The following is a 14168-nucleotide window of genomic DNA, read 5'->3' as shown; positions in this document are numbered from 1 at the left end:
GTAACCATCGAAAGGTGTAAACGCTCTGCTTCGACAGCATTGTTCGCTTGTCAGTAACAAGAAGATGACATGAAGCTAGTGACGCGAAGCGCGGAGCGTACGTTATTGGTACGCGAGCACTGGAGCAAACGATGAATGGCATATTCGACGTCGACTACGCTACATTAGCATAATCATCGTAATCACAAGCGAACTTTCTAGTAGGTAGCTCTTTGGCCACCTATCAACTTCGGCCTACTATACGCCATCGTTAGATGAGCTGATCCGATTGAACGTAATGAACCACGTAGGGGAACAGCAACTTGCTTCAAGTGCATCCCGATAAACGTATCCCCGATATCAATACCAGCATCTGCTGCAATTGTCTCAACTAGACATGGTTGCTTCATCTGAGTATAAGCATACGCAGCCATCGATCCCCCAGCATTTGGTACTGGAATGGCGTGAACGATGTCTTTATGAAGCATATCTGCGACATCTTGTTCAATAACAATCGCACGATTGAGATGTTCGCAACATTGAAACACCGGGATAAAGGAGTATTGCTGACGTGCAGCCTCAATTCCACGATAAATCGCACTTGCGATATCTACTGCGCCTGCTGAGCCAATATGCTCACCCATCACTTCACTAGTACTCGTCCCGAATACTAATAGTTTAGGTTTCGTCCATTGGCATGTCTCCATCAGTTCACGAATTGTCGTTTCAACTTGTGTTGCAATATCATCAAGTGAATGAGTCATACTACACTACTCCCCAGTAATGAATCGTTTTTCGATATCTGCTACTTTTTTCAGGCGACCAACATGACGCTCGCCGTTAGAGAATGGTGTTTCAATCCAAATTTTAACGATATCTAATGCTAGCCCAGGACCAGTCACTCGTTCACCAAGAGCAAGTACATTCGTGTCATTATGATCACGAGTCGCATGTGCAGAGAATGTATCTCCAACTAATGCGCAACGAATACCTGCATGTTTATTAGCTGCGATAGACATACCAATACCTGTTCCACAAATTAAAATTCCACGATCCGCTTTACCTTCTGCAACTTGGTCACATACTGGCAATGCATAATCAGGATAATCTACAGATCCATTACAATCACAACCAAAATCTTCTACTTCATGACCTAAAGATTTCAAAAACGGTACAATTTCATCTTTCAGACGGTATCCACCGTGGTCAGCACCAATTGCAATTTTCAAGCTAAACACCCTCTCGGTTCAATAATATGATTGGATACAAGATGTTTTTTTGAACATAACGTATAGACGTAGTATAACGCTTTTTCGTGAAAAATGAAAAAAAGAGCAAAACATGCTATTAATAGCACGTTGCTCTTTGCCCAGGCGACCGGCCGTATACTCCGATGCTCCATCGTGGTTACCCACTTCCGTCGCCAGTTACATCGAAGACCGCTTATATAGCTTTATAATAGCGGATTTAATAATAAATATCAATCATCTAATTATTAGAATTTGCCATCTATTTTTGTTGCTGACTACGTAAGAGCAACAACTTGTCGACTAACTTAAAAATAACTTCTTCTATCTCATCAGCACAATGATCGTAATGTGACTGTGAGCCGCCAAATGGATCTGCAATATCAAAATTAGGAATAGACTGATCCAATGCAATAAGACGTTGACGATCCTTCTCCTCCATAGGTTGACCCAGGACTTGCTTCATCTGAAAGTCTGTATACAAACTTTCTAACTCGGTAATTTTTTGCTGTAATTCTTCGTCCATATAGGCGAATTCCTTCAAGGTAAAAGTTTTATCCATCATACTCGGATATTTTTGCAATACATCCCGCTTATGTGCAGAAGTCATCGTAAGGACGAGATCGGCCCATTCTAGTGCTTCTTCTTGCAGTATAGTTGAACTACCTTTATGTTGAATGCCTCGACGGTTTAAGGCATATAACGAATTTGCGGATACTGGCATACCATTAACGGTAGATGTTCCCGCTGAACGAACTGCAACGATTAGACCTTTTTCATGAGCAAGACCTTTAAGAAATGCTTCTGCCATAGGAGATCGACAAGTATTACCTGTGCATATGAATAATATTCTTTTCATAGCGCCAACTCCTTTCAACCTCTATTATACTATAAAATAAACTCCGAAAACGACAAGAATAATACCACCGAACGTCTCACCATACACTCCTAGAGACTGACTAACTCTTCGACCGAGACTTAACCCTAGCATAGCCATTACTGCTCCTAATATTCCGAATAAACATACTGTTAACCAGAATTGTACTTGGAACATGCCAAGCGTAATACCGACCGAAAAAGAGTCTACACTGACGCTAAAGGCTAGGAGCATTAGCCCCCAAAACGTGCGATGATCTAATATTTGTGTTTCTTCTTCTTTGAATGAATTTATGATCATATGCGCACCCAATATAATTAGTAGGATGCCCGCTACAACTGTAGCCCAAGTACCAAGCACCGAGCTCATAAGATTGCCCATAAGCATACCACCAATTGGCATCACAATATGAAATAATCCAATGACAATCCCTAGCTTCAGTATATGTCGATAACGAATTCCTTTTAGACCAATACCTATTCCAAGTGAAAATGCATCAAATCCTAGCGCGACTGCAATCATAGCAATCGTCATAAGTTGTCCTATCCATTCGTTGGTATCTAACATAAATTATCTCCTTGTCCACCATACTTGTACAAACATATGCAGACAAGGAGATAAAGTTGACAATTAATTTAATAAATCAAAAATAATGTTCGCATCATCTTCGACGCCGACTATGCTACGTCAGCATACTTATCGTGATCACAGTCAGCGATTGTGAACCACCCTTTACAATAAAAGTTCAAAATCGTTGACTGTCAGCACCAAGAAGATGACTCACAGCGGAAACGAGTAGCACAGCGTACGTTTTGTGTACGTGAGCACACGCAGGCTTTCGATGGGGGACATCTTCGACGCCGACTATGCTACGTCAGCATACTCATCGTGATCACAGTCAGCGATTTTGAACCACCTCTCGTCTATACGTTGACGATATCGTGACCTGCAGCCTTCTGCAATCGGTTCATCAATGCTGCTCCGATGCCATCATAACTACTTGCCTCCGACCATATTCGAGTAATCCCCTGCTCATCAAAACTTCTTAAAGCAGCATAAAGTGAGGCAGCAGCTTCGTCGAGATTATGAATACTTCCCATACTTATAACAAGCTGTGCATAGTGATAGTGTTCGATATGCTCAGCAAATGCTAGTACACCACACCGCTCAGTCGCTTGATATTGCTTTAATTGGCTTACGATGTAAGTAGCAACATCAGCTTCCTTACCTTTCACAACAACAAGCTGTCCTTTTGGTGCATAGTGCGTATATTTCATTCCAGGAGAACGAGGCGCTTCCTTACTTTGAAGCTCTGTTTCTGTAATGATGGTTGCTTGTGGACAACACTGTCTCAAGTCATCCTCTGTTACTCCACCTGGACGCAACACACGAATAATAGATTGCCCTTCGATCTCAACAACAGTAGATTCTAAGCCAACTCCCGTTGCACCACCGTCGACAATACCAGCTATCTGCCCAGCCAAATCCTCATATACATGCTCAGCAAGTGTGGGACTTGGGCGACCAGAACGATTAGCGCTCGGCGCGGCAACCGGACAATTTGCCTGCTTAATCAGCTCAAGTGCTAGTGGATGATTAGGCATACGAACACCTACTGTTGCTAGTCCTGCCGTTACATAAGAAGACAATACACCTTCCTTCACAGGTAAGACAATGGTTAAAGGCCCTGGCCAGAACCGCTCCATTAGTTGCTCTGCTAGTCCATCATAACTTTCAACTAATCCATTCAATTGATGCTTATCGCTAATATGAACGATTAATGGATTATCAGACGGTCTGCCTTTGGCTGCGAATATACCTTGTACTGCACTACTTGAAGTTGCATTTGCCCCTAATCCGTAGACGGTTTCTGTAGGGAATGCTACTTGTTTTCCTTGTTGAAGCGCAAAAGCCGCTTCTTCTAGCTGTTGTTTCCAGCCTGATTGATGTATATTAACTTTCCATAAATGAGTAGTGTTATTCACGAGTATCAATCCTTCGTTTCTTCAACTTAAACTGCTTCATTATTATAGTATATCTTCAATCGACCATAATAAAAAGCGATAAGCGGCTTAACCGTTTATCGCTTCTATATTTCAATCCCTCAATAATTATGCAAATAACGAGGAGATCCATGCTCCAAAATCTTCAAACAACTCAACTATGAAGAAATCTACTTCTACATCTGTAGTTGCTTCTGAATCTGTCTCTACTTCTGACGTCGTCGTTGCTACTGCAGTTTCTACTGAAGGATCAGCCGTTGCTTCTCCTGAAACAGTGTCAGCAAAACATAACGGAGGAAATAGTACACACCACCAGTTGCGTCCTGCACCTTCACCTAGAGTAATGAGTAATGCTTCATACATTCCTGCTGGGTAGACAAGCTGTCCGTACATTTTTGTAGGGAATTCTACTTGTCCGATTTCCGTTGTAAATCCATATTTATAACCGTTATTTGCAAGCGTGTTTGCAATAACGTCTTGTAATTCTGATTCATGTGCCATAAGTACTTCTCTAGCTTCCTCAATCGTTAAAGGTTCAGTGATCCAGCTATTCATCGCAGCTACTACTTCATCACGAACGACTGCTTTAATTAGTTGATCATTAGGAGAGTCAGAATTAGCAAGTATACGTAGACGAATAGACTCTTCTGGAATAGATTCCATATGTAGTGCTGCATCAACCTTTTGATACTCCCAGCTCATAAGAAGAACGATTAAAATAATTGCAACATACCCATATACTTTACGATAAGAAAAAGAAAATAGATTAGATGAATTGGATGAATTAGATAACATTACACAAGCTCCTCTCGTACATCCGCTAAAATGTACCTGCTTGCGTCCCGGAACGTCTCTAACCCTATTGTGTCCAACTCAACTAATCTATAAACCTATCAATCTATTTTTTTATTGCTATAACATGTCTGTCTATCCCGTTGTAATCTGTGATGATCGAGATATCGTTCCAAGCACCAATCGCTTTTATCATCTCTACTACAATAGCAGGTTGATGAATACCTAATTCGAAAGCAACAATAGTTGGCTTAACTTCTAGCTCTGCTAACTTAAGAATCATTAAACGGTAAGGATCAAGTCCATCCTCACCACCGACGAGTGCAAGGTGTGGTTCAAAATCACGAACTTCCCTTTGTAGTTGTGCCATATCTCTCTCTGGAATATAGGGAGGATTAGATACTAGTATGTCGATATGTTCACCCTCATATTGCAGAGCTTGACCCTCTATAAATGGTTGCAGTAAATCACCTTGTTGCCATCCCATCTTATCAACGATCCCAAAACTTGTTGCATTATGCTTTGCTACCGTTAATGCATCCGCTGAAATATCAGAAGCGACCACTCGCCAGTTAGGTTGTTCCAGCTGAATCGTTAACGAGATTGCACCACTACCTGCACCTACATCTAGGACAACAGGTTGCTTCGCTTTCTCTTGCCATAAATTCATACCCTCTTTAAGAACCGCTTCAACAAGCAATTCCGTCTCTGGACGCGGAATCAGTACAGCAGATGACACGCTAAACTTTCTGCCATAGAACCATGCTTCACCAATCATATATTGAATTGGTTCGCCTTTTCCTTTGCGTGACAATAACTCTCCCCACTGGGCAAGCTTCTCTGCAGGAAATATATCTTGCCACATAAGTAATAAGTTTACCCGCTCCACACTTAGAACATGAAGTAAAATTAATTGTGCATTTTCTTTTGCTTCTTCAACACCACATTGCAATAGATAAGAAGTTGCATGCTGTAATTTCGTCCTAATATTCTCATTTACCGCTAGACATTGTTCCAATGTAATGATTGTTTCTGACAATACATTTCACCACTTTCTTGTACTAATCGAAAGAAAGCGCCAGTTAAGAGCAACCCCTTACTATTTAGTAAGAACTTGCTCTTAACTAGCGCTCTATATACTCACTAAAGGTGGCAATTACGCACCCATCGTTTCTTTTTCAAGATGATCTGCTTGATCAGCCAATGTTAGATGATTAACGATCTCTTCGATATCACCATTCATTACAGCATCTAGCTTATGCATCGTTAAGCCAATACGATGATCCGTGACACGGCTTTGCGGGAAATTGTAAGTACGGATACGCTCTGAACGGTCACCAGTTCCCACTTTACTCTTACGTTCGCCAGCATATTTTGCTTCTTCTTCTTGACGTTGAATATCAGCAATACGAGCACGAAGAACTTGAAGTGCTTTAGCTTTATTCTCATGTTGAGATTTACCATCTTGACAAGTTGCCATAATACCCGTTGGTACGTGGAACACACGTACAGCGGATTTCGTTGTATTAACGGACTGACCACCAGCTCCACTAGAACAGAACGTATCAATACGAATATCTTTATCAAAGATCTCCACATCAACTTCTTCAACTTCAGGCATTACTGCTACTGTAGATGTAGACGTATGAATACGGCCACCAGATTCCGTTACTGGAATACGTTGTACACGGTGTGCTCCACTTTCATACTTCAACTTGCTATAAGCACCTTTTCCACTAATCATGAAAATAACCTCTTTGAAACCGCCAACGTCATTTTCAGTGAACTCCATCAATTCTGTTCTCCAGCCTTGGGTATCAGCATATTTGTTGTACATACGATATAGCTCATATGCAAATAAAGCTGCCTCATCTCCACCTGCTGCACCTCGAATTTCGACGATTACGTTCTTATCATCATTAGGGTCTTTTGGTAGAAGCAATATACGTACCTTCTCCTCAAGATCCGTTTTGCGTGCACCTAGTTCATCAAGTTCCATTTTCACCATTTCGCGCATTTCATCATCAAGTTTTTCGCCTAGCATTTCTTTAGCCCCATCGAATTGCTCGCTAACTTGTTTATACTCAGTAAAAGCATCATATGCTCCTTGAAGATCAGATTGCTCTTTAGAAAGCTCTCTTAATCTTTTTGGGTCGCTCGATACGTCTGGATCACATAGCAACTCGCTTAGTTTCTCGTACCGATCAGCTAGTGCTTGTAAACGATCTAACACAGTCACTCACCTCTGTCATTTCCTCAAAATAAGATAATTATTATTATATCACATCAACAGGTTTCAATCGATATGTCCTTTATATTGAACGTCCAAAAATCAAGTTATCAACAAATAACACTAGTTATCCACATGGTTATCCACAAACAAATAGGGGATATACACAAAATGGAAACGTATTATCCACAACTTATCAAGAATTCATTGTCACTAGTAACCATCTTTACATCAATTATTCCCAAGATGATGATAGGCATTTCGTATGCCGATTCATCGACCTAAAGTAGTATTGCTTCACCGATTGTTCGGCTGTCAGCACCAAAAAGATGACAGGCATATACATGCCGATTCATCGCCCCAGGAAGTTATTACTTCACTGATTGTTCGGCTGTTAGCACCAAGAAGATGACATGAAGCTAGTGAAGCGAAGCGCTGAACGTACGTATTGTGTACGTGAGCACTGGAACAAGCGATGAATGGCAACTTCGCCGTCGAATCCACTACTTTAGCATTATCATCGTGATCACAATCGAACACACATTATTATACACATGTGGATAAAAAAAGTGCTTGGCTCCTCTCTCAAGGATACACCAAGCACTTCATTTTCATTCATTACTTATGCATTGATTAATACTATACGTTGAAACGGAAATGCATAACATCTCCATCTTTCACTAGATACTCTTTACCTTCAAGACGTAGCTGACCACGCTCACGCGCTACAGCCATAGATCCTGCTGCAGAAAGATCATCGTAAGATACAACCTCTGCACGAATGAATCCACGCTCAAAATCAGTATGAATAACTCCCGCTGCTTGCGGTGCTTTCATACCTTTGCGAATCGTCCAAGCACGAACCTCTTGAACACCAGCAGTGAAGTAAGTGTATAGACCTAATAATTTATACGCAGCACGAATTAGACGGTTAAGTCCAGATTCAGAAAGACCTAGCTCTTCAAGGAACATTTCCTTGTCTTCGCCATCTAGTTCTGCAATTTCTGATTCTACTTTTGCACTAATTGCTACAACTTCAGCGCCTTCTTTGGCAGCAAAGTCACGAACAATTTTTACATATTCATTGTCATCAGCATTAGCAACTTCTGCTTCACTTACGTTGGCAGCATATAATACTGGCTTCAATGTTAGCAGATGAAGATCTTTTATTAGCGTCAATTCATCTGGAGTCAATTCAATACTACGAGCGGGTTGATCATCATATAAAGCTTCTTTCACGCGCTCAAGAATTTCAACTTCCTGTGCGATCTTTTTATCACCGTTCTTTAAGTTTTTACGAGAACGTTCGATACGACGATCAACAGAGTCGATATCTGCAAGAATTAGTTCTAAATTAATCGTTTGAATATCACTTAGCGGATCAACTTTACCAGATACATGCGTAATATTCTCATCTTGGAAACAACGTACAACGTGTACAATTGCATCTACTTCACGAATATGAGCTAGAAACTTGTTACCAAGACCTTCCCCTTTACTCGCTCCAGCAACAAGACCTGCAATATCAACAAACTCAAATGCAGTTGGTACGATACTGTTTGGTTTTACTAATTCCACTAGTCTATCTAAACGCTCGTCTGGCACTTCTACAACGCCAACGTTCGGATCAATTGTACAGAATGGATAGTTAGCTGATTCAGCACCAGCTTGTGTAATTGCATTAAAAAGTGTGGACTTACCTACGTTGGGCAAACCTACAACACCACATGAAAGACCCATCATTTCAACTCCTAGATACTTTATTGGATATTACTCGTAAGCTACCTCGTAACAATAAAGTCACTTCGGAAGCATTCACTTAAACCGATTTGTAAACAGCTTTCGTTATTATACCCTAGCCACTCTAACAAAGAAAGACCCCGTTCGCTTGTGATTACGATGATATATCTTCGGAGCTTATTCGACTTCAAATATGACATTCATCGCTCACTCCTGTACTCATGTACACATAACGTACATTCCGTGCTTCGTTTCTCTAGCTTCATGCCATCTTCTCGGTACTGACAAGCGAACTAACTCTATCGAAGTAGAGCATTGTGTTCATATTCTCGGTCGATTACTCGACTTTTAATATGACTTCCTTACGAAACTTGACAACACGTACGCTTCGCATACATACATCGCGCTTCTTTTCATATTTACACAAAGAAAGCTGTCTCCATAGTGAAGTCCACTACAGAAACAGCTCCCCTTACAACGATGCAGCAATTATTTATGCATTAGAAATTTTTGCTTTAAGTGCATCTTTACTTTGAAGACCTACCATTTTATCAACTGGTTGACCATCTTTGAAAAGAATTAGAGTTGGGATACTCATAACGCCGAATTGAGCAGCAAGCTCAGGTTGGTCGTCAACGTTGATTTTACCAATTACTGCTTGACCTTCAAGTTCAGTAGCTAGTTCTTCAACGATTGGAAGTTGCATTTTACAAGGTCCACACCATGGAGCCCAAAAATCTACTAATGCTACTCCGCTTTCGATGGATTGGTTAAAGTTATCTTTAGTTAATGAAACTGCCATTACAATCATCCTCTCTGACTAATATATATGATTATGGGAATTACCCTTCACACCAAAAGGTGCCACTTAACAATTATGAATTTGCTTAAGCACATCACTAATTGTTATATCACTGAAATGTTCTTCTAACTTCTTCTCTGCAGTACAAAAGATGCCATACATGACGGAATTCATGTTCGAGCCAACCATACAGTCGCCATCCGGATTACCAGAACACCAACTAGGAATGAGAGACCCTTGAGCCATAACGCGGTAAATATCCGCGAGCGTTACAGTGTTGGGATCAATCGTAAGCCGATACCCGCCACCAGAACCTTCTCTTGTATTAACGAAGCCACTACGCCGCATACCGCTCATAACTTTACGGATACGCGCAGAATGAGTACCTACATTATCAGCAATCATTTCGCTACTAGCCATATTATCTGGCAAATTAGCTAAATAGACTAAACTATGCACTGCAATTGTAAATTCACTATTCACTTTAAGTGGGCCTCCCTGCGTTATACTGTAATAATAAACGTTACAGTTAATAATGTCAATAACAGTGAATCCACAATATATAGTGTTCAACGTTTTGACATCCTTTATTCACAGGTAACTTTGTCATTATTTCACTATTACCTACACGCTTGGTTGGCTACATAGAGGTTATAAACAGGAAAAAGCAATTCTAAACACTTACATCTGTTTAGAATTGCTTTTTCCTGTTTATCTATATTTATTGAACCGTTAATTTTTGTAATGCTTTAATAAGTGCATCCATTTCTTCATCGGTTCCAATACTTACACGCAAGAAATTATCAATTCGTGGAGAAGCAAAATAACGGACCAGCACACCTTCTGCTCTTAATTGTTCGAAGATTTGCTTAGCAGGAATACTACGGTGAGAAATAAACACAAAGTTAGCAGCTGACGGAGTTACTAAGAAATGCAGCTCCTCTAGTTGCTTAACTACACGCTCACGTGTAGCAATAACTTTTGCACTGGTTTCAACGAAATATGTCTCGTCTTCAATGGAAGCAACAGCTCCAGCAAGTGCAATTCGATCCATTGTGTAAGAATTGAATGAGTTCTTCGTACGATTTAAGCCTTCAATAAGTTCAGCAGAACCAAAAGCAAAGCCAACACGCAAGCCAGCTAATGATCTCGACTTAGACAATGTCTGAATAACTAACAAATTAGGATAGTTGTCTACTAAAGTGACCGCAGATTGACCACCGAAATCGATATAAGCTTCATCAATAATTACTACTTGCTCTGGATTCTGTTCAAGCAATTGCTTAATATGATCCAGCGGCATAAGGATTGCAGTTGGAGCATTCGGATTCGGAATAATAATTCCGCCATGTTCCCCTACATATTCATCTACATGAATATTGAATTGTTCATCCAGCGGTACAAGTTTCGGTGTAATGCCATAGAACTTAGCATACACCTTATAGAAACTATACGAAATATCAGGGAACAGGACAGGCTTGCTCGGATCAAAAAACGATGCGAAAGCAAAAGCTAATATTTCGTCAGAACCATTACCTACAAATACTTGATTAGGCTGTAACCCATGACGCGTTGCAAGTGCTTCAACTAATGATTCGCAATTCGGATCAGGGTACAATCGTAAATCCTCATTAATTGCATCTGCCATCGCAGCAATTGCTTTGGGTGAAGGCGGATAAGGATTTTCATTCGTATTCAACTTAATATATTTCTTATCCTTCGGTTGCTCTCCTGGCACATATGGTTCCAAGGAAGCGGTTAGTGGACTCCAAAATTTACTCACAGTTGACGTCTCTCCTTACGCTTTCTTCGCATCGAATGAGCTTTTTAGTGATACTATTCGATTGAATACTAGCATATCATCATTACTTCTTTCTTTATCTACACAGAAATAGCCATGACGGAAGAATTGGAACTTGTCTCCCGCTTCTGAGTCCTTCATGTTCGGTTCAATATAACCGTTCACTACTTGCATAGAATTAGGATTAATGCGCTCTATTAACGGTTTATCCTTATTATCTGACTCTTCCACTAGAAGTGGCTCTAACAGTCTGAGTTGTGCCGGAACTGCACTAGAAGCTTCTACCCAGTGGATAGTACCTTTTACTTTACGAGCATTGAAACCACTTCCTGATTTCGTTGCAGGATCATACGTACAATGAAGTTCAGTAACTTCACCTTGCTCGTTCTTGATCACATCGTTACACAAAATAAAGTAAGCATGTTTCAAGCGTACTTCATTACCAGGGAATAGACGGAAATATTTACTTGGTGGGTTTTCCATGAAATCTTCTCTTTCGATATAAATCTCGCGAGAAAATGGAATTTGACGCATACCCATCTCTGGATTTTCAGCGTTAACTTCAGCATCTAACCATTCGATTTGACCTTCTGGATAGTTGGTGATTACGACTTTAATCGGATCAAGTACAGCCATCGTTCTAGGTGCTTTCATCTTCAAATCTTCACGAATGAAGAACTCTAGATTACGTTCATCAATGATACTATTTGCTTTCGCAACGCCAATCTCACGGCAGAAGTTACGAATAGACTCTGCTGTATATCCTCTGCGACGCATACCACTAATCGTCGGCATACGGGGATCATCCCATCCAGATACTACACCTTCATCAACTAATAGTTTCAAATAACGCTTGCTCATAATTGTATTTGTAATGTTTAGACGGGCAAACTCATATTGACGAGTTTTAGTCTCCATCTCACATTGTTCAATAACCCAATCATACATTGGACGATGGTCTTCGAATTCTAATGTACAAACGGAATGTGTAATACCTTCAATCGCATCACTTAGTGGATGCGCATAATCATACATCGGATAAATGCACCAAGCATCACCTGTACGATGATGATGAGCATGAGCAATACGATAGATTACCGGATCTCGCAATGTAATATTGGCAGAAGCCATATCAATTTTGGCACGAAGCACTCGTGCTCCATCTTTAAACTCTCCAGCACGCATGCGCGCAAATAGATCAAGATTCTCTTCTACCGAACGATTACGATAAGGGCTATCTTTACCAGGCTCAGTTAATGTACCGCGCAATTCACGTGTTTGTTCTGCAGTAAGGTCACATACATATGCTTTACCCTTCTTAATAAGCAACACAGCGCGGTTATACATTTCTTCGAAATAATCAGATGCGTAGAACAAAGCATCCCATTCAAAACCTAACCATCTTACATCTTCCATAATAGAATCTACATATTCCGTATCTTCCTTAACAGGATTAGTATCATCGAAACGTAGATTTGTTTTCCCTTTAAATTCATCGGCCAATTCAAAGTTCAAGCAAATTGATTTGGCATGTCCAATATGAAGATAACCGTTAGGTTCTGGAGGAAATCTAGTATATATTTCCTGAACGCGGCCCTCTTGTAAATCCTCTATAACTATATTTTTAATGAAATTAGACTGCGCCGATTTATTTTCATTGATGTTCTCCATATAGACCAACCTTTCACACAACGAATATTATCCTCTTATCATACACAAATTCGTGTGAAAATACACCCATTTATGAGTGCAAATATGTAGGTTATCACCGGATTAATATGATCTAATCATTAGATTTTACCGTTTACTTTCTGTGAGGAAAATGAGAAACGATTAGAATCTTCTCACATTTTACACAGAATTGAATTTTCAGTTTATTATAAAGCTTGTAACAAGTAAGCCTATATTGCCAAATTCTTAAGCATCATAACTTAAGATACGGGGGATCCATTTGGGGTGAATTGAGCTGGATTATGAATAATCATAATTGGTAGTCTCATAGGGAACCTTCAACCGAACCCGTCAGCTAACCTCGTCGGCACATTGGAAGGAGTCTTAAATTGTGAAAAAGTTTAGTTTAATGTTTGTAGCACTTGTTCTTCTTTTAACTTTCTCTGTAGGAAGCGCTTCCGCAAGTTCATCCATGCTTAGTAGTATCGACGATGTAAAAGGAACGAAGTACAAATACGGTGGTAACACTACTAGCGGATTTGATTGTTCTGGTTTTGTAAGATACATATTCGATAAAATGGGTTATGATTTGCCAAGACGTTCTGCAGATCAAGCTTTAGAGGGTACAAAAGTTGCTAAAGCAGATCTAGTTGCTGGTGATCTAGTATTCTTTGATACTAGCGGCACTAACAACGGCGGCATTACTCACGTTGGTATCTATGTAGGTGATGGCAAATTCGCTCATGCTTCTACTAGTAAGGGTGTAATTATCGATTCATTGGATTCTTCATACTACAAACCACGTTATGTAACTGCTCGTAACATCTTATCAGATGCAGACTATGAAACATACGTACAAGCAAGTAAATAATAGTTTTCTAAAAAAGCATTCCAGCGTCACTTCATTCATTTGAAGTGCTACTGAAATGCTTTTTTTATTTATATTATATACTTATGCTACAGCAAGTCCCACTATACCAATCTATACAAATTATTGTCTATGTTTATACAATGAACTTGCAAATG

Annotated in this window: 14 protein-coding genes and 2 riboswitches; of the genes, 1 reads left to right on the top strand and 13 read right to left on the bottom strand. The window is 40.1% G+C overall.

The window, feature by feature from the left end:
• Positions 1-197: 197 nt before the first annotated feature.
• The 13 genes from NAG76_07375 to NAG76_07315 form a co-directional block, all read right to left on the bottom strand.
• Positions 198-686 (bottom strand): TIGR01440 family protein, encoded by a 489-nt coding sequence (locus NAG76_07375; protein URN96789.1) that lies wholly within the window; start codon positions 684-686, stop codon positions 198-200.
• Between the two features lie 63 nt (positions 687-749).
• The gene (gene rpiB, locus NAG76_07370; protein URN96041.1) at positions 750-1208 is read right to left on the bottom strand and encodes a ribose 5-phosphate isomerase B; all 459 of its coding nucleotides are present in this window, start codon (positions 1206-1208) and stop codon (positions 750-752) included.
• 131 nt (positions 1209-1339) lie between these two features.
• A riboswitch (ZMP/ZTP riboswitch) is annotated at positions 1340-1420 on the bottom strand.
• 68 nt (positions 1421-1488) lie between these two features.
• Positions 1489-2085: a low molecular weight protein arginine phosphatase gene (locus NAG76_07365; protein ID URN96040.1), complete on the bottom strand. Its 597-nt coding sequence runs from the start codon at positions 2083-2085 to the stop codon at positions 1489-1491.
• A gap of 24 nt (positions 2086-2109) precedes the next feature.
• The gene (locus NAG76_07360) at positions 2110-2670 is read right to left on the bottom strand and encodes a manganese efflux pump MntP family protein (GenBank protein URN96039.1); all 561 of its coding nucleotides are present in this window, start codon (positions 2668-2670) and stop codon (positions 2110-2112) included.
• 356 nt (positions 2671-3026) lie between these two features.
• Entirely contained in the window at positions 3027-4088 is a 1062-nt protein-coding gene (locus tag NAG76_07355) for an L-threonylcarbamoyladenylate synthase (protein URN96038.1), read from the bottom strand.
• Between the two features lie 126 nt (positions 4089-4214).
• Positions 4215-4901, bottom strand: a complete 687-nt coding sequence (spoIIR, locus tag NAG76_07350) for a stage II sporulation protein R (protein URN96037.1) — start codon at positions 4899-4901, stop codon at positions 4215-4217.
• A gap of 103 nt (positions 4902-5004) precedes the next feature.
• On the bottom strand, positions 5005-5937 hold the full coding sequence (gene prmC / locus NAG76_07345) for a peptide chain release factor N(5)-glutamine methyltransferase (GenBank protein URN96036.1): 933 nt from the start codon (positions 5935-5937) through the stop codon (positions 5005-5007).
• Positions 5938-6054: 117 nt separating this feature from the next.
• Positions 6055-7131 (bottom strand): peptide chain release factor 1, encoded by a 1077-nt coding sequence (gene prfA / locus NAG76_07340; protein ID URN96035.1) that lies wholly within the window; start codon positions 7129-7131, stop codon positions 6055-6057.
• A gap of 636 nt (positions 7132-7767) precedes the next feature.
• Entirely contained in the window at positions 7768-8868 is a 1101-nt protein-coding gene (ychF, locus tag NAG76_07335) for a redox-regulated ATPase YchF (GenBank protein ID URN96034.1), read from the bottom strand.
• A gap of 493 nt (positions 8869-9361) precedes the next feature.
• A complete protein-coding gene (trxA, locus tag NAG76_07330) occupies positions 9362-9670 on the bottom strand; it encodes a thioredoxin (GenBank protein URN96033.1) in 309 nt (102 codons plus the stop codon).
• A gap of 66 nt (positions 9671-9736) precedes the next feature.
• Positions 9737-10153 carry an Rrf2 family transcriptional regulator gene (locus NAG76_07325; protein URN96032.1) on the bottom strand — a complete coding sequence of 139 codons (417 nt, stop codon included), beginning with the start codon at positions 10151-10153 and terminating at the stop codon, positions 9737-9739.
• Between the two features lie 238 nt (positions 10154-10391).
• The gene (gene hisC, locus NAG76_07320) at positions 10392-11453 is read right to left on the bottom strand and encodes a histidinol-phosphate transaminase (GenBank protein URN96031.1); all 1062 of its coding nucleotides are present in this window, start codon (positions 11451-11453) and stop codon (positions 10392-10394) included.
• 15 nt (positions 11454-11468) lie between these two features.
• Positions 11469-13142 (bottom strand): glutamine--tRNA ligase/YqeY domain fusion protein, encoded by a 1674-nt coding sequence (locus NAG76_07315; protein ID URN96030.1) that lies wholly within the window; start codon positions 13140-13142, stop codon positions 11469-11471.
• Positions 13143-13368: 226 nt separating this feature from the next.
• A riboswitch (cyclic di-AMP (ydaO/yuaA leader) is annotated at positions 13369-13526 on the top strand.
• Between the two features lie 7 nt (positions 13527-13533).
• Here NAG76_07315 and NAG76_07310 point away from each other — a divergent pair.
• A complete protein-coding gene (locus NAG76_07310) occupies positions 13534-14013 on the top strand; it encodes a C40 family peptidase (GenBank protein URN96029.1) in 480 nt (159 codons plus the stop codon).
• Positions 14014-14168 lie beyond the last annotated feature (155 nt).

The sequence above is a fragment of the Candidatus Pristimantibacillus lignocellulolyticus genome (assembly GCA_023639215.1).
Lineage (GTDB): Bacteria > Bacillota > Bacilli > Paenibacillales > Paenibacillaceae > Pristimantibacillus > Pristimantibacillus lignocellulolyticus.
Note: the sequence above shows the minus strand (reverse complement) of the source record. Positions and strands in the feature narration are given on the sequence as shown.

Bases quoted from the DNA above. Each gene is read 5' to 3' on its own strand.
- NAG76_07375 (URN96789.1), bottom strand. From the start codon at position 686: ATGGAGACATGCCAATGGACGAAACCTAAACTATTAGTATTCGGGACG.
- NAG76_07365 (URN96040.1), bottom strand. From the start codon at position 2,085: ATGAAAAGAATATTATTCATATGCACAGGTAATACTTGTCGATCTCCT.
- NAG76_07360 (URN96039.1), bottom strand. From the start codon at position 2,670: ATGTTAGATACCAACGAATGGATAGGACAACTTATGACGATTGCTATG.
- spoIIR (URN96037.1), bottom strand. From the start codon at position 4,901: ATGTTATCTAATTCATCCAATTCATCTAATCTATTTTCTTTTTCTTAT.
- ychF (URN96034.1), bottom strand. From the start codon at position 8,868: ATGGGTCTTTCATGTGGTGTTGTAGGTTTGCCCAACGTAGGTAAGTCC.
- trxA (URN96033.1), bottom strand. From the start codon at position 9,670: ATGGCAGTTTCATTAACTAAAGATAACTTTAACCAATCCATCGAAAGC.
- NAG76_07315 (URN96030.1), bottom strand. From the start codon at position 13,142: ATGGAGAACATCAATGAAAATAAATCGGCGCAGTCTAATTTCATTAAA.